Genomic DNA, 18,644 nt, shown 5'->3' with positions numbered 1-18,644 from the left:
GATGCAGAATGGCTCGTCCGGTCATCGGAATTATTGGCAATGCGTATCTGTTGCATGATCAATACCCCGTGCATGCGGGGGGCACGATGAATTCTGCTGCCATCGCCGAAGTATCCGAATGTGTTCCTTTTATCGTGCCGTCCGATCCAAATTACGTCAGCGTGCCGGATTTGCTTGAGGTCTGTGATGGTTTTCTGTTCACCGGTGGACGGCCCAATGTCCATCCCGAGGAGTATGGTGAGCCTGAGACGCCCGCGCATGGTGAATTCGACCGCGCGCGTGATGCGGTATCGCTTTCCCTGATCCGGGCCTGTGTGGAGCGGGGGCAGCCGTTTTTTGGGGTCTGTCGCGGTTTTCAGGAGGTCAACGTGGCCATGGGGGGCACGCTTTACCCTGAAATCCGGGACCTTCCGGGCCGTATGAATCACCGGATGCCTCCCGACGGGACGTTGGAAGAGAAATTCGAACTGCGACACGCCGTGCGCTTTAGCGAGGCGGGCGTTTTCCATCGTCTGATCGGTACGCGCGAGGTGATGACGAACACGTTGCATGGTCAGGGAATCAAAACCGAAGGCGATCGGATCGTGATTGACGGTCATGCGCCCGATGGCACGCCCGAAGCGATCTACATCGAGGGCGCACCTGGATTTACGCTCTCGGTACAGTGGCACCCTGAGTATAACGCCGCCGCAGACCCGGTGTCGCGCAAGCTGTTCACGGCCTTCGGGGATGCGGCACGCGCATGGGCCACGAAGGGCAGGGCGCATGCGGCGCGCGTCGCCTGAACCCAAGTCTGGGCTGCCTCGGTCAGGCAGCTTTTTCGGCACTTGCCGTGCTTTCCCGGGTCTTTCTTTGAGCAGCGGTTTTTAAGTCGGCACGTCTCAGACAGGCGTGGGTGTTTGAAAAAAATAAAGCTACATCTGACCGCCTGCGATTTCGATGGCCTGTCCGTTGACACTCGCGGCGGCCTCGGAAACGAGCCACATCGCGGCGGCCGAGACTTCCTCCGGGGCGATCAGGCGGTTGTGACGGTTGGCAGAGACCATGATGTCGCGCGCCTCTTGCGTGCTGACACCGGCGCGGGCCGCGATGGAGTCCGTGTTGCGCGTGATAATTTCCGTGTCCACATAGGCTGGACACAACGCATTAAAGGTGATGGGCTTGCCCAGATAATCCTCGCTCAGACCCCGGATCAGGCCGATCATGCCATGTTTTGACGCGGTATAGCACGACGCGCCCTGCAAGCCGCGCAGCCCGGCGATCGAGGACACGGCAATCACGCGGCCCCACGGTGCGCCGCGCATGGTTTTGAGCGCTTCGCGGATGGTCAGAAAGGTGCCGTCAAGGTTTGTCGCCATCATGTTGCGCCAGAAATCCAGATCGGTTTTGTGCAGGGCGCGGCCCTCGGCGATACCGGCATTGGCGATGCAGATCTGAATTGGGCCCCGTGCGGCGACGGCGCGTTCGGTGGTGGCAATCACATCTGCCTGCGCGCGCACATCCATCGCCATGCCATGCAGGCCCGGAGTTTGCGCCGCAACCGCATCCAGCACTTCCTGGCGGCGTCCTGTAATCGTCACTTGTGCGCCCGCGGCGGCGAGGTCTTTTGCGATGGCAAGCCCGATGCCGGTGCCGCCACCGGTCACAAGTGCATGTGCGTTCGCCAGAGTCATGCATGTCCCTCCCTTTGGTTGGCCGCAGCTTAGAGTGGTCTTCGTGCAGCGCAAGCGGCAGGTCTGATCCCAAATGCGTGACAACGCGGGAATTTACTGTTCCGTCGCGAAACAACGCCTTGTCGCCTCACAGCGCGGCGTTGCGGGTCGGTGAAATTGCAGCTACCCAAGGGCTTGATGCACGGCCGAACAGGGTTTTCCGGACGCCTTGGACGATGCAAGTGAAACACGGCACACCCGGCACAAAAGGAGACGTGAAATGAAATGGCTCGATTTGCCGCCGGTCTGGACGCTGGTCTTTGTCACGATTGCCGCGGTGCAGGCGCGCAATTTCTCGCTCGGTCTGAGCCTCGCGCACCCCGTCACCTCGCTGCTGGCGGGGCTGCTGGTGGGGGCGGGGGTGGTCCTGATCCTGCTGGCCGCGATGGAGTTCCGGCGTCACAAAACGACGATCGTGCCGCATCAGGCGCCCGCCCAACTGATCCAGACCGGCGTTTTCAAGCGCAGCCGGAATCCCATCTACCTGGGTGATCTGGCGTTGTTCACGGGACTGGTGTTCTGGCTGGACGCAGTTTTGTCACTGGTGCTGGTGCCTGTCCTTTTCTGGGTGCTGGAAACACGGTTTGTCATCCCGGAAGAGGATAGATTACGCCGCACATTCCGCGCGGATTTTGCGCGATATGCCCAGAAAACGCGCCGCTGGCTGTGATATATACGGCCTCTGGGGGAACACAGACCATCTTGTACCTTGTGCCTTGACCCTGTTGACGCTAGTGGACATCGCACTTCTGTGCACCAGATTGCTCAAAAACGTATCAGACGGGGGAGCTAAAATTGAAGATCGGGACACCAAAAGAGATTTTTGAAGGTGAAGCGCGCGTCGCCATGACGCCGGACAGCGCTTTGCAACTGCAAAAACTTGGTCACACATGCGTGGTGGAAAGCGGCGCGGGCCATAGCGCCGGTTTTTCCGACGCGGATTATGAGGCCGCAGGGGTAGAGGTTGTCAAAACGCCTGCTGCCCTGTGGAAGGCCGCAGATATCGTTGCCAAGGTGCGGGTGCCTTCGGACGCCGAGATGAAACGGCTGCGCGAGGGCCAGACGCTGATCTCCTTCTTCAGCCCCGTCGCGGATGAAGACAAGATGAAGGCCGCCGCAGACAAGGGTGCCACCGTCATCGCGATGGAAATGATCCCCCGGATCAGCCGCGCGCAGAAGATGGACGCGCTGAGTTCCATGGCCAATATCGCAGGCTACCGCGCTGTGATCGAGGCCGGGAACAACTTTGGTCGCTTCTTTACCGGGCAGATCACGGCGGCGGGCAAGGTACCACCGGCCAAGGTACTGGTTGTCGGCGCCGGTGTCGCCGGACTGGCTGCGATCGGGACATCCACGTCTCTGGGCGCGATCACCTATGCGTTCGATGTACGACCCGAGGTTGCCGAACAGGTGCAATCCATGGGCGCGGAATTCGTGTTTCTGGATTTCGAGGAAGAGCAACAGGACGGGGCCGCGACTGGTGGTTATGCGTCGGTCTCCAGCCCGGAGTTCCGCGAAGCACAGCTTGCCAAGTTCCGCGAGTTGGCCCCGGAGGTCGATATCGTCATCACCACGGCCCTGATCCCGAACCGCGAAGCCCCCGAGCTTTGGACCGAAGACATGGTGAAATCCATGAAGGCAGGATCGGTGATCGTCGATCTGGCTGCGGAAAAGGGCGGTAACTGCAAATTGACGGTCATGGGCGAAAAGATCGTGACGGACAATGGCGTGACCATCATCGGCTATACGGACTTCCCGAGCCGCATGGCCACGCAGGCCTCGTCGCTCTATGCCACGAACATCCGTCACCTCATGTCAGACCTCACGCCCGAAAAAGACGGCGTGATCAATCACAACATGGAAGACGATGTGATCCGCGGTGCCACGATCGCGCATGCCAAGGAAGTCACCTTCCCGCCACCCGCGCCCAAGGTTGCCGCCATCGCGGCCGCCCCCAAGAAAGAAGCGCCCAAGGAACTGACGGCCGAGGAGAAGCGCGCCAAGGAAGCGGCGGAATTCAAGACGCAGACCCGCAATCAGGTGGCTTTGCTGGCGGTCGGTGCCGCATTGGTGCTGGCGGTCGGCCTTGTCGCGCCTGCCAGCTTCATGCAGCACTTCATCGTGTTCATTCTGTCCGTGTTCATCGGGTTCCAGGTGATCTGGGGCGTGGCGCACAGCTTGCACACGCCATTGATGGCGGTGACCAATGCGATTTCGTCGATCATCATTCTGGGCGCGATTATCCAGATCGGGTCAAGCTCGTTCCTGATCACGCTTCTTGCGGCGCTGTCGGTCTTTATGGCGTCGATCAATATTTTCGGCGGCTTCCTTGTGACACGGCGCATGCTCGCCATGTTCCAGAAATCGTAAGGGGTAGGGAACAATGGAATTCGGATTTACTATTGCAGCCTATGCGGTTGCGGCGGTTCTCTTTATCCTCAGCCTTGGCGGTCTGAGCGGTCAGGAAAGCGCAAAACGCGCCGTTTGGTACGGCATTGTCGGTATGGCCATCGCTGTTGTGGCGACGCTGATCGGGCCCGGTCAGGGTCTTGGCGTGGTGACGATCGTGCTGATCGCGCTGGGCGCTGCCGTGGGGTATCAACTGGCCACCAAGGTACAGATGACGCAGATGCCCGAACTTGTGGCCATCATGCACAGCCTTGTGGGGCTTGCGGCGGTCTTTGTCGGCTTTAACGCGGATATCATGATCAACAATATGAGTGCGCTTTTCGTGGAAAACGGTGGCGTATTGGGGGCTGTGGGGCCGGATGGTTACACCGCCATCGGCCTGCCCAAGGAAATCTATGACGGGCTGTCCTCCTTCGGGCAGCTGATCGCCAAGAAATCCAATGTCGAGATCAACATCCTCAAAGTCGAACTGGTGCTGGGCATCTGGATCGGTGCAGTCACCTTCACAGGGTCGGTGATTGCCTATGGCAAACTGGCGGGCAAGGTGGACACATCGGCCAAGAAACTGCCGGGCGGCCATTTGTTGAACGCAGGTGCGGCGGCATTGTCATTGCTTTTTGCCGCGATGTACCTCGGCGGCTCTGGCAGCTGGACGCTTGTGCTGTTGACGTTGCTTGCGCTGTTCATCGGCTATCACCTCATCATGGGGATCGGCGGGGCGGATATGCCCGTGGTCGTTTCGATGCTCAACAGCTATTCCGGCTGGGCGGCGGCGGCGATCGGTTTCTCGCTCGGCAACGATCTGTTGATCGTGGTCGGCGCGCTTGTCGGCTCCTCCGGTGCGATCCTCTCCTACATCATGTGCAAGGCGATGAACCGGTCTTTTGTCAGCGTGATCCTCGGTGGCTTTGGTGGCCCTGCGGGCGAACAGATGGCGGTTGAGGGTGAGCAGGTCGCCATTGAAGCGGACGGTGTTGCCACGGCCCTGAATGAAGCTGACAGCGTCATCATCATCCCCGGATATGGTATGGCTGTGGCGCAGGCGCAGCAGGGTGTCGCCGAATTGGTGCGTAAATTGCGCGCCAAGGGTAAAAACGTTCGTTTTGCGATACACCCGGTGGCGGGGCGCTTGCCCGGTCACATGAACGTGCTGCTGGCGGAGGCAAAGGTGCCCTATGACATCGTGATGGAGATGGACGAAATCAACGATGATTTCCCGGACACGGATGTGGCGATCGTGATCGGGTCCAATGACATCGTGAACCCGGCGGCGCAGGATGATCCGAACTCGCCCATCGCCGGGATGCCGGTGCTGGAATGCTGGAAGGCAAAGCAGGTGTTCGTGTCCAAGCGCGGGCAGGGCACAGGCTATTCGGGGATCGAAAATCCGTTGTTCTTCAAGGACAACACGCGGATGTTCTACGGCGATGCCAAGGCCAGCCTCGACAAGCTTTTGCCGATGATTGACTAGGTTCGATGCGCCTGCGCGCTTTGCGCGACCGGGGCGCGCGTGTGAAATGAATGAAAGCCCGGCACATTGGTGTCGGGCTTTTTCAATTGATTGGTGCCGTGACGCGGGCGGTATGGCCGGTGAGGTTGCTCATTGGGGCAGTGCACTTTTGGCACGCGGTTGCCGCAGCGTGTGGCACCGATGTTCGCTTGGTGCCTCAGAGCTTCAGCCGAAGGTTTGCCGCTAAAGCGTCATGCGAAAAACCTGAATCACGTAACGCTGCCTGAAATCAAGGATTTCAACGCGTTACGTGATATGCGATGTTTCAGGTATTTCGTCAGACGCTCTAAGTTGCGCTGACACGGTGGTTTTTGGGAGGCTCAAGGCCGGTCAGTCAGTGGGCAGTATACGATTGCACTCCGTTAACATATTGAAAACTATTCAGAAAATAATTGACATCGTTTGCTTCTACGCTATCCCTCACTGCAGACTGGAGATGTTTTTGATGCCGCCAATCGACGATCACCCGCTGCGCTATAAAATGGCGAATGAACTGCATGCGCGGCCCTTTCCATCCATGGAGGCGCCCTGTTCTGCGGCCTATATCGCGATCAAGCAGCCCAATGACGCCGTCAGCCGTGACCGGCAGAAGGATCTGGAGCATCTGATCGCGCTGCTGGATCGCTATGGTGCGCCCCACCCGCAACCGGGGGCCACGCATTACTATGGTCAGATTGGCAAGCACTGGCTCAAATGGGAGCAGCATACGGAGTTTGTGACCTATACGGTTTTTCGCGAAAGTGCGCCGAAACGCGCGTTTGATCCGGCGGAATTCGAGGTCTTTCCGGGCGATTGGCTGGAACAGGCCCCGGGGCAGCGGGTGACATCCGTTCTGATCGACATTCGCGAGCGCCCGGAAACCGACGCTGAAATCACCGAAAACCTGGATGAGTGGTTTGTGACCGAGAGCCTTGCCGCAGCCTGCGTGCTGGACAATTCAGGAGTTGTGGCGGGCGACTTTCGCATAGATGAGAACGGACACCTGCGTTTTGCGGTCTTTGCAAATGCCGGGACGAATGAGCGCCGTGTCGGGCGGATTGTACAGCGGCTGTGTGAGATCGAGACTTATAAGTCCATGTCGATGCTGGGGTTCGCGCGGGTCCGGTCGTTGCAGCCAAAGCTGAACACGCTGGATACGCAGCTGACCGGCCTGATGAGTGCGATGTCGGATGACAAGGCCAGCGCCGAAGAGACGTTGAATGATCTTTTGTCCATATCGGCCGAACTTGAGACGCTGTCTGCGCAATCCTCTTTTCGGTTCGGGGCGACGGGGGCCTATGAGGCGCTCGTCAATCAGCGCATCGAGGCGCTGCGTGAAGAGCGGTTTCAGGGCCGACAGCACTTTGCGGAATTCATGATGCGGCGCTATGCGCCGGCGATGCGGACCGTGACCTCGGCAGAGCGTCGGCTGGAAGCGATGTCGAGCCGTTCTATCCGCGCCTCGAACCTGTTGCGGACAAGGGTGGATGTGGAGCGCTCAGCGCAGAATCAGGCCTTGCTGGAAAGCATGGACCAACGGTCGGATCTGCAACTGAGGTTGCAGCGCACGGTTGAGGGGCTGTCTGTGGTTGCGATCAGTTATTACGCGGTGTCGCTGGTTGGCTATACCCTGTACCCCATGGCGCAGGCGACGGGCATCACCAAGGGCACGCTGAGCGCATTGGTCACCTTGCCGGTTGTGGCGTTTGTCTGGTGGGCCATCCGGCGCTTGAGGGCCAAGGTCGAATAGATCAGCCGTGTTTCGGGGGGCGGCGCAGCGGCGCTCTTTGCGCTGCGCGAAAGACGCCCCGCCCGCCGTCCCATATCGGTGCTGTGTCAGCGTCCGCGAATACGGGGGTCGAGGGCGTCGCGCAGCCCATCGCCCAGGTAATTGACGGATAAGACCGTCAGGGAGATCAATATACCGGGCAGCATCACACGTTCGGGGAATTCTTCCATGCGGGGGACGGCATCGGATAGGAGCTTGCCCCAGGTTGGAAAATCCGAGGGGAACCCGACGCCGAGGAAAGACAATGCGCTTTCCGTGATGATCGCCGTGGCAAGGCCAAGGGTCGCCGAGACCATGATTGGTGAGATCACATTGGGCAGCAGGTGGCGGCGTATGATCAGGAATGGTGTGGTGCCGATCGAGCGGGCAGCGAGGACGAACTCCCGCTCCTTCAGGGCGAGGATTTCGCCCCGGACGATCCGCGCCGTCGGCATCCAGGATGTGATCCCGATGACGCCGACGATCAGGATGAACATGCCGCCTTCGGGGCCGAAGGCCGCGCGCAGTGGTTGGCGAAACAGCGTTACCGCGACCAGCAACAGAGGCAGGATCGGCAGTGATAAAAACAGGTCCGTGATGCGCATCAGAACGCCGTCGAGACGTTTGAAATAACCAGCGATCACCCCGACGGCTGTACCGATCAGCAAGGACAGCACCATGGCAGCCCAGCCCACCGCAAGAGAGGCCTGACCGCCCGCGATCAGCGTCGCCATGATATCGCGACCAAGGTTGTCCGTGCCAAGCGGGCGTGACCACAGCACCTTGGCATCGGCGTCCCAGAGCGCTGTGTAAATGGGGCGCAAATCCTTGTTGCGGATGTCCAGCGCCTTTGCATCCACCTGCCAGATCAGTGGGCCGAGCAGTACAAAAAGCGTGATGAAGGCCAGAAAGCCACCCCCGATCAACGCGCCCTTGTGCTTGCGGAACTGATCCCAGACGTCTTTCCACTGGGAGCGCGGTTCTTTCTGCGGTTCCTTGTCCTTGAGCGCGCCGAAGCTTTCGATTTCCGTATTCTGATCAGTCATAGCGGATCCTCGGGTCAAGAACGCCGTAGAGCACATCTGCGATCAGGTTGAAAAATACGATCAGGATGGCGAAAATGAAGGTGAGCGTCATGACCATCGGCAAATCATTGGCAAAAAGTGCGGTGAGCAGCAATTGACCAATCCCGTTCACCTTAAACAGGGTTTCGGTGATGATGGCGCCGCCAAAAATCGACGGCACGCCCAGAGCGATCACCGTGATGATCGGGATCATCGAGTTGCGCAGCACATGCACCATGACCACGACGCTCTCCTTGAGGCCCTTTGCGCGGGCTGTGCGCACATAATCCTGATTGAGGTTGTCGAGCATCGAGGCGCGCATGAAGCGGCTGATCTGCGCGGTGGTTTGCAGGGCGAGCACCATGACAGGCATGATCATCTGTTGCAGCTGCACTTTGAAGCTTGCCCAGTCCGTGACCTCGTGGGTGGTGTCATAGATCGAGGGCAACCAGCCGAGGTTCACCGAAAAGATCACGATGACCAGAACGCCGGAGAAGAACGGGGGGATCGAAAAGCCGATCATGGAAACGAATGTCCCGGCCTGATCAAAGAGCGAGTATTGTTTGTATGCCGAGTAAATCCCGATCGGCAGGGCAATCAGGATACCCACGATATAGGACATGCCAACCACCCAGAGGGTTTGTGGCAGCCGCTGGATGACGATGTCCATCACCGGTGAGCGAGTCTGCCAAGAGATGACACGTAGCTTGCCTTCGGAAAACGATGTGCCGAACCAATGGTCGATCAGTACCTGCGGTTCGACCCAGAAGAACTGCACCAGCCATTTCCAGTATTGCACATGGATCGGCTCACCAAGGCCAAGCGCCTCGCGCATCAGCTGTTTGACTTCGGGTGGCACCGTCAGCGGAACCTGTGACATCGGATCGCCCGGTGCCAGTTGCAACAGCAGGAAAATGACGATGCTGATGAAAAGCAGCGTCGGGATTGCAAGAACCAGTCGCCTGATGGTGTATGTCAGCATGCCTGCGCTTTCATTGCGTCGTTCTTGCTATTGGTGCGGGCCGTCTTGCCTTCTGGCAATCGGGTCGGTCGTGTTCAGGGTGCAGGGCAGGCCGAAAGCGGATGCCCTGCACATGTGTCATTCAGCCGTCCTTGCGGTACCAATCCGCGATGTTCCACAGTTCGCTGTCCCAGTCGGACATCTTGATCCCGCCCAGGGTGTTGGCATGTGCTGAGGGGCTGCCGCGGTGTATCAGCGGAATGATCGACCAGCTTTGCACGAGCATGTCATTCATTTTCCTTGCCAGTTCGCCGCGTTCCGCGAGATCGGTGGTGGTGGACATCTGCTGCACCAAAGCGTCATATTCCGGGTCGCAGAACCGTTGGATGTTGTTTCCCTGCCACTGCGTTTGCGGGCGTGGGATATCGGCGCAGACCCAGTTGCCCATATAGGCTTCGGGATCAACCCCGGCAAAGTTGTTGGTATACATTTCCACATCGGCATAGAATTTCTGGAACGTATCAGGGGAACCGGGATCGCCCCCAAAGAAGACCGATGCGTCGATATTGCGCAATTCGGTTTCGACACCGATCTGACGCCACCAATCCTTGATCAGGGCCTGCGTGTCCTGACGCACGGCGTTGGTGGATGTCTGGAACAGGATGGACAATTCGACCCCGTCCTTGTCCCGCACGCCATTGCCATTCGTGTCAACCCAGCCTGCCGCATCGAGAACGGCGTTTGCGCCCTCAATGTCCTGTACGAGGCAGGCATCATTGGCAGTTGAGGCGTAAAGTTCGGGGGCGGGGAGCACGTTGCAGGTCGGCTGCCCGCCGGCGCCATATCCGATTTCATCAATCAAGGCGCGGTCAATGGCCATGGAAAGCGCCTGACCCACCGCCGGATCCGTAAGGAAGGGATGCGCGTTTTCGCCGTTCATGAAGACAGAGCGTTGATCCGGGCCAAGCAATGGATCCGGATTGGTCTGGTTCAGGTGCAGCCGCTCGACCGACGTGCCGTAGGCGGTGATCACGGTGCCCCTGCCGGCTTCTTCCATGCGCGACAGAACATCGGGGGCAAGCTGCAGGTTCCAGGCGTAGTCGAATTCGCCTGTTTCCAGCACCGAACGCGCCGCCGCCGCCGCATCGCCGCCACCTTTCAGCGTGACCCGGGCAAAGGCAGGTTTGCTCGCATCGCGGTAGTTTTCATTGGCCACATAGGTAATCACGTCATTGGGGCGGAATTCCTCAACCACGAAAGGGCCGGTCCCGATGGGGCCGAAATTGGCTTCGGTGCATTCGGGGGCGCGCGCACCAAGGCACTCCTGAAATTGCGCTTTTTGCAGGATCGGGGCTTCTGCCCCTACGAAGGCCGTATAGGGGAACGGTTTGGGGGTGTCGAAACTGATTTTGACACCACGCTCACCGACAGCTTCAATCGCGCTGATGCCGTCAAAGTAACTCAGCGATGCGCAACCGCTTTCGGGGTGTGTGCAATATTCATAAGTGAACAGGATGTCATCAGCCGTAACAGCGGTGCCATCGGACCAGACAAGGCCCTCACGCAATGTCCAGGTGATCGAGGTCTGATCCTTTGCAACGCCGCCGTTTTTGACCGTCGGGATGTCTTCGGCCAGCCAAGGGACCATCTCGCCCATTTCATTGAACCGGGCGAGGGATTCCAGCACGAGGCTTGCCGCTTCGTTTTCCTTGGTGCCCCCGGATAAAAACGGGTTCAGCGTCGAGGGGGCTTGCCAGTAAATGATATTGAGCTGCCCGTCGCGTCCGCGTTCGCCCTCATGCCCGTCGGCAAGGACGGCGGGGGCAAAGCTGGCGGTCGCGACTGCGCCCATCAGTAATGTTTTCAGTTTCATAATATTCTCCCAATTGGACACCGAAATGCCGGTTGTTCCCATGCGTTCAAGACGCCTTTTTGTTGAGCGACCGGGTGGGGGCGATTTGGGCTGGCGCGCAACCGCCTGCCTTATTAAAACGCGCTCCACTGTGCGCTTAGGAGTATCACAGCATGTTTCTGAGAAAATGCAAGGGTTGTGATACCGCAAACAGTCGAAACAGCCGCCTTAAGTTTGACAGTTGTGCGTTCTTGGCCTTAGCGTCGTCAAACAAGGAGCTGAGGCGCATATGCTAGATCACGAAATGCAGGGCCAGGACATCCATCCGATCGCGCAGATCAAGGGGCTGAGGGTGGAGTTTCAGACCAAGGATGGCCCCGTGCTGGGGGTTGAAAACGTGTCATTTGACATCAACCCCGGTGAGACCGTCTGCGTGGTCGGGGAAAGCGGGTCCGGCAAATCCGTGTCGTCCCTGTCGCTGATGCGGCTGGTGGAATTCGGTGGCGGTGCGATCACCGGCGGTCAACTGCTGTTTGACCGGGCGGAAGCGGCAGATATCGACCTCGCCAATACCGATCCCGAGGTGATGCGCAGCATTCGCGGCAATGAGATCGGCATGATCTTTCAGGAACCGATGACGGCGCTCAACCCGGTCTTTACGGTGGGTCGGCAGTTGACCGAAGGATTGCGCTTGCACAAAAAGCTCAACCGGAGCGAGGCCGAGGCACGCGCGCTGGAACTGCTGCGCGAGGTTCGGATACCGGAACCTGAACGGCGGCTGACGCAATATCCACATGAGTTGTCGGGGGGCATGCGCCAACGGGTAGTGATCGCCATGGCGCTGGCCTGCAAGCCCCGGCTTTTGATCGCGGATGAACCCACGACAGCGCTCGACGTCACCATTCAGGCGGAAATTCTGGCCCTGATGGACCGTCTCAAGCGCGAAACGGGCACGGCGGTGATGTTTATCACCCATGACATGGCCGTCGTGGCGCAGATGGCGGACCGTGTGGTTGTGATGTTTCGCGGCAACAAGGTCGAGGGAGGGCCCGGTCGAAACCATCTTTGAAAACCCGCAACACCCCTACACCAAGGCACTGCTGGCTGCCGTGCCCAAATTGGGGGAAATGACGGGCAAACGGTTTCCCGAACCGATGAAGCTGCTCGGGCGTGAAGGCCGCGCGATCAACCCGATCCCGGGTAGGGATGAGGTGTTGTTGAGCGTCAAGAACCTGATCACCCGCTTTCCGGTCAAAGGCGGGTTTTTCCGCCGGACGGTGGCAAATGTTCATGCGGTTGAGGACTTGTCCTTCACCATCAACAAGGGCCAGACGCTGAGCCTTGTGGGGGAATCCGGCTGTGGAAAATCGACCGCTGGCCGCTCGATCCTGCGGCTGGTTGATCCGATGGCGGGGGAGGTCCGGCTGGGCGACAAGGACATCATGGCATTGGATGCCAAAGGCTTGCGCGCGGCGCGGCTTGACATGCAGATGATCTTTCAGGACCCTTTCGCCTCGCTGAACCCGCAAATGCAACTGGCCGATCAGGTCGCGGAGCCGATCCGCAATTACGGCACGCTCAAGGGGCAGGCGGTCGCGGACCGGGTTGCGATGCTGTTTGACCGGGTGGAACTGCCGCGCAGTTTCATGCGCCGTTTTCCGCATGAGTTGTCAGGCGGGCAGCGTCAGCGCGTGGCGATTGCGCGGGCTCTGGCTCTGAACCCCAAGCTGATCATCGCGGATGAGGCGGTTTCCGCACTGGATGTGTCGGTGCAGGCGCAGGTGCTGAACCTGATGATGGAACTGCAATCCGAATTGGGCATTTCATTCCTGTTCATCAGCCACGACATGGCCGTCGTCGAGCGTGTCAGCCATCATGTCGGCGTCATGTATCTGGGTCGGATCGTAGAACTCGGGCCGCGCGCCAGCGTCTTTGAAAACCCACAACACCCCTACACGCAGGCCCTGATGAAAGCTGTGCCGATTGCGGACCCGCGTCAGCGCAAAGACGAAAAAGATCTGAATTTCAAGCCCATTCCCTCGCCTATTCATCCGGTGGGATATGAGCCTGAACCCTCTGTCTATCGCGAGGTCGCGCCGGGCCACAGGATTCTGGAAACGGACAGTGGCTATTAGGCCCGCCCCGAAGGTGCCTGCTGTTGGAATTCAAATGTTGGCGCGGGCCGTGGGCGCGTTTATCGCGGGCCGTGTCGCTGTGATTTATGGAGGATATGGACGATGACCGACCGCCTTTCGCCGCTCGAACTGATGCAGCGGCTCGTCGCTTTTCCCACGGTGAGCAGAGACACGAATATTCCGTTGATCGACTGGGTTGCCGGGTATCTGGCGAGCCACAACATCGAAAGCCACCGTTACATTGACCCCGAACAGCCCAAGCACGCGTTGTTTGCGCATGTCGGACCCTGGCAGGAAGGCGCAATTGTGTTGTCGGGGCACACGGATGTCGTGCCGGTGGATGGCCAGCCCTGGGATAGCGACCCGTTCGAGGTGGTGGAAAAAGACGGCAAGTATTTTGGCCGGGGTACTTGCGACATGAAGGGGTTTGACGCGCTGGCCATCTGGGCCCTCGTCGAAGCGCAGTATGCCGGCGTTAAACGACCGCTGCAAATCGCGCTGAGCTTTGATGAAGAGGTCGGCTGCACCGGTGCGCCCCCAATGATCGACGCGATGCAACCCGTCCTGCCAAAGGGCGCTGCCGTCATCGTGGGCGAGCCGTCGATGATGCAGGCGGTGTCGGGTCACAAGGGGGGCAGCGGCTTTGATACGCATATCCGGGGCTTTGAAGTGCACAGCTCTCTGATGGACCGGGGCGTGAATGCCATCATGTTCGGGGCCAAGCTGATCGAATGGGCGAATGCCACGAACGCCGCAAATCGCGATGCGGTGCCCGGCGTTCTGGCGCAAGCCTTCGACCCACCTTACACCACGCTTCATGTGGGGCAGATCAGTGGCGGAACGGCGCATAACATCACGGCCAAGGATTGCAATTTTGCGATGGATTTCAGGGTCGTGCCCGGAGAATCCAAGGCCGAATGGGAGGCGCGCTACCGCGATGTTGTCGCGGATGTGGAACGGCAGATGCAAGCCATCGTCCCTGACACATTCATCGAGATCAGCGAAAGGTTCAATGTGCCCGCCCTCGCCCCGGAGGAAAATGGCGAGGCGGAAACACTGGTGCGCAGTCTGACCGGTGACAACGCAAGCCATGTGGTGAGCTATGGCACCGAAGCCGGACAGTTTCAGGAGGCCGGATATTCAGCGATCATCTGCGGGCCGGGGGATATTGCGCAAGCCCATCAGCCCAACGAATTCATCACCAAGGCACAATTCGACGCCGGTCATGGTTTTATGCAGCGCCTGATCGCGCGGCTTTGCAGATAAGGGCGTGCGTCGCATCTTTTCTTGAACGGGGTATGTGCAGCGAGGCACAGGCTGGCACGGGACGCGTTTTGTGACCTGGGTGGTGCCACGGCACGTTTTGTGGCAGATGATGGACAACGGGCGATGCTGCTGAAAACAGGGCAAAGCAGTGCGCCATTGCCCTGTTACAACCAACACCATGCGGGCCAGGCGAGCCGCCACCCCGGGCGAGGTGCGCACCATGTCAGAGCCCGATCAATCCCGGCATCGGCTGGCCGCTGAAACCAATGCCGACGCCGATTTGCGCGAGGCGCTTGCTCCGCGCGGTCATAACTGGCAAACCCTGATCCATATCGCCCTTCAGGAGAGACCTCTGATGCCCATCAAGAACCGATTTTCCGAGCTTCAGTCTGAAATCGCTGCGTGGCGTCAGGATCTGCACGCACATCCCGAACTGCAGTTTGATACGCACCGCACGGCAGCGCTGGTGGCGGAGAGACTTGCGGCCTTTGGGTGCGATGAGGTGGTGACCGGGATCGGGCGCACGGGTGTGGTTGGCGTGATAAAGGGCCGCACTGACAGCTCGGGCCATGTGGTCGGGTTGCGTGCGGATATGGATGCCTTGCCCATTCCCGAAGAGACCGGCGTGGATTATGCCTCAACTGTGCCCGGCAAGATGCACGCCTGTGGTCACGACGGGCATACGGCGATGCTGCTGGGGGCGGCGAAATATCTGTGCGAAACGCGCAATTTTGATGGGACGGCCATTGTGATTTTTCAGCCCGCCGAAGAGGGGGGCGGTGGTGGGCGCGAGATGTGCGAAGACGGGTTGATGGACCGCTTCGGTATTCAGGAAGTCTATGGCATGCACAACTGGCCCGGTCTCGAGACAGGCAAGTTTGCGATCCGTCAGGGTGCGTTTTTCGCAGCCACCGATATTTTCGAAATTGAGATCGAGGGCAAAGGCGGGCATGCAGCCTTCCCGCATCAGACGATTGACCCCACGTTGGTCGCCAGTCACATCGTTGTGGCGGCCCAATCCATCGCAAGCCGAAACGCGGACCCCATTGAGCAGGTGGTCATGTCGATCACCTCGTTTGAGACTTCATCGCATGCCTATAACGTGATCCCGCAGACGGTTACGCTGAAAGGCACAGCGCGCACCATGAGCACCGCGATGCGAGACGTGGTCGAAGAGCGGCTGACAAAAATCGTCGAAGGGACAGCAGAGAATTTTGGCGCAAAGGGCCGGATCAACTATATGCGCAACTATCCCGTGACGGTGAACCATCCGGCGCAGACCGAGTTTGCAGCCGAGGTGGCCAAGAAAGTTGCGGGCGATTGTGCGGATGCGGAATTGGTCATGGGGGGCGAGGATTTCGCCTTCATGCTTGAAGAGCGTCCCGGTGCCTATATTCTGATGGGCAATGGCGCGAGCGCGCGGCTCCATCATCCCGAATATAATTTCGACGACGACGCCATTCCCGCCGGGTGTAGCTGGTGGGCCGAAATCGTGGAACAACGCATGCCGGCGGCCTGAAGCGTCATGTGAAATCCTGACCCGTCCACACCGCTGCCCCGGATTCCAAGAATTCATGACGGTATGTCGTCAGGTGCAAGGGCCAACTGCCTTGCGTCAAGCGCGCCCGAGCAGACCATGGTAGATGTGGAGAATGGACGCGGCTTCCTTCTCGATTGAAAAATTCTTGACCACGTTTTCACGTGCGGCCGTGGCAAAACTGGCGCGCATCTCTTCATCGACCAGCAGTCGCCGCAAGTTGGCTGTGATCGCGTCAACATCATCAACCTCGACCAGATTACCGGTCACGCCGTCCTCGATCAGCTCTTCAAACGCGCCGACGCGTGTGGCGACCACGGGCGCGCCGCACGCCATGGCCTCCAGCGGTGTCAGGCCAAAGCCCTCCCAACGCTGCGGTGCAATGTATAAGTCAAGCGCCTGAAAATGCAGCGACAGTTGGTCGATTGGCACCTCATCGCGAAACAGGATGCGGTCTGACAACCCGGCGGCTGCGACCTCATCCTTGAGCTCCTGCAGATAGGTTTTATGCTCTTCGGTCGCGCGACCCATCATCAGCGCCCTGCCGTGGGGCACCTCAGAAAAGATGCTGATCATCGCTTTGATAAAAAGATCGTTGCCTTTCTGATGGCGAATGCGCCCGAAACAGCCGACCAAAGGGCCATCCACTGGCAAATCAAGTGTGGCGCGCAGAGCCTCCCGGTTCTCGACAGGGCTGAAAAGCACGGTGTCGATACCGTGGTGTATGACAGTTGCGTCGCGTTCCAAGTAGCCCGCCGATTTCGCGGATGTGGCGATGACCGCATCCATCTGGCGAATGAGCCAGCGGGTAAAGCCCGTATGCCGGCGCTGCGCGGCGGAGGTGAAAAGCAGTTTCAACCGTTTCCCCGCAAGATATTTCAGCGCCAGCCCGGCGACCATTTCCACATTGCGCCGGGCATGCCAGACGCGCGCGCCAGAGGGGCCGGAGCGGGGCAGGCGCAGCAATCCACGGGGGGGCAGGTTGGGCACTTCGCCGGGCAGGTCAGGGCCCGAAGCCACAATCGCGATGTCGCGCGCCTGCAACGGCACAAGACGGATGACGGTCGATGTGACGCCGGAATGCCGCCGTTTGAAATTGGGCGCAATCACCTCGATCTCTCGAAGGGCGGGGATCTGGGCAGGGGACATCAGCGGACCTCACCTTGCAAATCCAGCGCACGGATCAGCCGCGTGGCAATCGTGCTGGTCTGGGATGACTTGCCGCGCACATAATCGCGCGCGGCCCGGCCCGTCGCTTCCATCACCGCGGTGTCGTTGAGCATCTTGTCAACCGCTTGGGCCAGTTCCGCATCATCCTTGACGAATTGCACGACACCGGCTTGGGTCATCTCGGCATATGTTTCGCTGAAATTGAAAACCTCCGGACCGGAGATGACACCCGACCCGCTCAGCGTGACCTCAAACGGGTTATGCCCGCCAATAGGTTTCAGCGACCCACCAAGGAAAATGGCGTTGGACAGAGCATACCAATTGCCCAACTCGCCCAAAGTATCGGCAAGATAGACGTTGCGGTTGCCCGGTAACTCATCCTGCGAGCGCACACGGAAACTCAACCCCTCTTCCTCGATCAATTGCACGACCTCCTTGCTGCGCTCGGGGTGGCGCGGTGCCAGGAGCAACAGAAGATCCGGATTATCTGCCAAAAGCCGGACATGCGCGCGCAACACGATTTCCTCTTCGCCCTTGTGGGTTGAGGCCGCGACCCACACACGCCTGCCTTTCAGGCTGGTGCGAATTTTTGCAAGCGTTTCAGGGTTTTGCTGCAAGGGGGCCGCCAGTGATTTGAGGTTGATGCCACGCGCCACCCGATCGGCAGGGGCGTGCATATCCACCATCGCCTGCGCCATCTCGTCGTTCTGGGTCAGGATCAGATCGAACGTGCCCAGCACGAAGGCCGCCGTTTTGGGCCGCCGCTGCCATGCCTTTTGCGAGGTCGCACTCAGGCGGGCGTTCACAAGGATCATCTTTGCGCCGCTGTCCCGCGTCAGGCGCAGCATTTGAGGCCACAGCTCGCTTTCCACGAAAACCACACACTCCGGACGCCAGTGCCGGATGAACCGACGCACCGGACCGGGCGCATCAAGGGGGGCAAACTGGTGCACCGTGCGCGGGGGCAGGTGGTTTGCCACCATCTTGGCCGATGTGGCCGTGCCAGAGGTGATCAGAAAATGGGCGCGCGGCATCTGCCGCCCCATTTCACCGATCAGTGACAGGACCGACATGCTTTCGCCAACCGAGGCTGCATGGAACCAGATCAGCGGGCCGGCGCCTGCGCGGGTGGCCGTGGCATGGCCCAGTTTTTCATGCGCGCGCAGGATTGATACGCCTGCGGCGCGCAATTTCCGGGTTTCAATCCAGGCAAAGAACGGGACGAGCAGCGCCGTTGCACCGACATAGAGATGGTAGAGCAAAGGGGGGCGCATGGCGCAG

General features: G+C 59.5%; 13 protein-coding genes and 1 pseudogene. 8 read left to right on the top strand and 6 right to left on the bottom strand.

Annotated elements, in window-relative coordinates; genetic code table 11:
* Positions 1-8 precede the first annotated feature (8 nt).
* A complete protein-coding gene (locus RD1_RS15265) occupies positions 9-785 on the top strand; it encodes a gamma-glutamyl-gamma-aminobutyrate hydrolase family protein (RefSeq protein ID WP_011569438.1) in 777 nt (258 codons plus the stop codon).
* 129 nt (positions 786-914) lie between these two features.
* Here the strand turns inward: RD1_RS15265 and RD1_RS15260 are convergent, their stop codons facing one another.
* Positions 915-1,673 (bottom strand): SDR family NAD(P)-dependent oxidoreductase, encoded by a 759-nt coding sequence (locus RD1_RS15260; RefSeq protein ID WP_011569436.1) that lies wholly within the window; start codon positions 1,671-1,673, stop codon positions 915-917.
* Positions 1,674-1,932: 259 nt separating this feature from the next.
* Between RD1_RS15260 and RD1_RS15255 the strand changes: the two genes are divergently transcribed.
* From RD1_RS15255 to RD1_RS15240, 4 genes are all read left to right on the top strand, one after another.
* Positions 1,933-2,382, top strand: a complete 450-nt coding sequence (locus RD1_RS15255; RefSeq protein WP_011569435.1) for a methyltransferase family protein — start codon at positions 1,933-1,935, stop codon at positions 2,380-2,382.
* A gap of 125 nt (positions 2,383-2,507) precedes the next feature.
* A complete protein-coding gene (locus RD1_RS15250; RefSeq protein ID WP_011569434.1) occupies positions 2,508-4,082 on the top strand; it encodes a Re/Si-specific NAD(P)(+) transhydrogenase subunit alpha in 1,575 nt (524 codons plus the stop codon).
* A 13-nt stretch (positions 4,083-4,095) separates the two neighbouring features.
* The gene (locus RD1_RS15245) at positions 4,096-5,592 is read left to right on the top strand and encodes an NAD(P)(+) transhydrogenase (Re/Si-specific) subunit beta (protein WP_011569433.1); all 1,497 of its coding nucleotides are present in this window, start codon (positions 4,096-4,098) and stop codon (positions 5,590-5,592) included.
* A gap of 484 nt (positions 5,593-6,076) precedes the next feature.
* Complete coding sequence (locus RD1_RS15240; RefSeq protein WP_044033494.1) at positions 6,077-7,360, top strand: DUF3422 family protein; 1,284 nt, start codon at positions 6,077-6,079, stop codon at positions 7,358-7,360.
* A gap of 86 nt (positions 7,361-7,446) precedes the next feature.
* Here the strand turns inward: RD1_RS15240 and RD1_RS15235 are convergent, their stop codons facing one another.
* The 3 genes from RD1_RS15235 to RD1_RS15225 all read right to left on the bottom strand — a co-directional run bounded on the left by RD1_RS15235 (position 7,447) and on the right by RD1_RS15225 (position 11,276).
* Positions 7,447-8,424, bottom strand: a complete 978-nt coding sequence (locus tag RD1_RS15235; protein WP_044033184.1) for an ABC transporter permease — start codon at positions 8,422-8,424, stop codon at positions 7,447-7,449.
* Positions 8,417-9,424, bottom strand: coding sequence for an ABC transporter permease (locus RD1_RS15230; protein ID WP_011569430.1), 1,008 nt, complete (start codon positions 9,422-9,424; stop codon positions 8,417-8,419). Before RD1_RS15230 ends, RD1_RS15235 begins: the two co-directional genes overlap by 8 nt.
* A gap of 121 nt (positions 9,425-9,545) precedes the next feature.
* Positions 9,546-11,276, bottom strand: coding sequence for a peptide ABC transporter substrate-binding protein (locus RD1_RS15225; protein ID WP_011569429.1), 1,731 nt, complete (start codon positions 11,274-11,276; stop codon positions 9,546-9,548).
* A 268-nt stretch (positions 11,277-11,544) separates the two neighbouring features.
* Here RD1_RS15225 and RD1_RS15220 point away from each other — a divergent pair.
* From RD1_RS15220 to RD1_RS15210, 3 genes and pseudogenes are all read left to right on the top strand, one after another.
* Positions 11,545-13,390, top strand: a pseudogene (locus RD1_RS15220) (ABC transporter ATP-binding protein).
* Between the two features lie 102 nt (positions 13,391-13,492).
* Entirely contained in the window at positions 13,493-14,656 is a 1,164-nt protein-coding gene (argE, locus tag RD1_RS15215; protein ID WP_011569428.1) for an acetylornithine deacetylase, read from the top strand.
* Between the two features lie 355 nt (positions 14,657-15,011).
* A complete protein-coding gene (locus RD1_RS15210) occupies positions 15,012-16,175 on the top strand; it encodes a M20 aminoacylase family protein (RefSeq protein ID WP_011569427.1) in 1,164 nt (387 codons plus the stop codon).
* Positions 16,176-16,271: 96 nt separating this feature from the next.
* Here the strand turns inward: RD1_RS15210 and RD1_RS15205 are convergent, their stop codons facing one another.
* Positions 16,272-17,342, bottom strand: coding sequence for a glycosyltransferase family 4 protein (locus RD1_RS15205; protein ID WP_011569426.1), 1,071 nt, complete (start codon positions 17,340-17,342; stop codon positions 16,272-16,274).
* Positions 17,342-18,637 (bottom strand): 3-deoxy-D-manno-octulosonic acid transferase, encoded by a 1,296-nt coding sequence (locus RD1_RS15200; protein WP_011569425.1) that lies wholly within the window; start codon positions 18,635-18,637, stop codon positions 17,342-17,344. Before RD1_RS15200 ends, RD1_RS15205 begins: the two co-directional genes overlap by 1 nt.
* Between the last annotated feature and the right edge of the window lie 7 nt (positions 18,638-18,644).

Source organism: Roseobacter denitrificans OCh 114, assembly GCF_000014045.1.
Taxonomy (GTDB): Bacteria; Pseudomonadota; Alphaproteobacteria; order Rhodobacterales; family Rhodobacteraceae; genus Roseobacter; species Roseobacter denitrificans.
The sequence above is the reverse complement of the archived record's forward strand: the minus strand, read 5'-3'. Positions and strand labels throughout refer to the sequence as shown.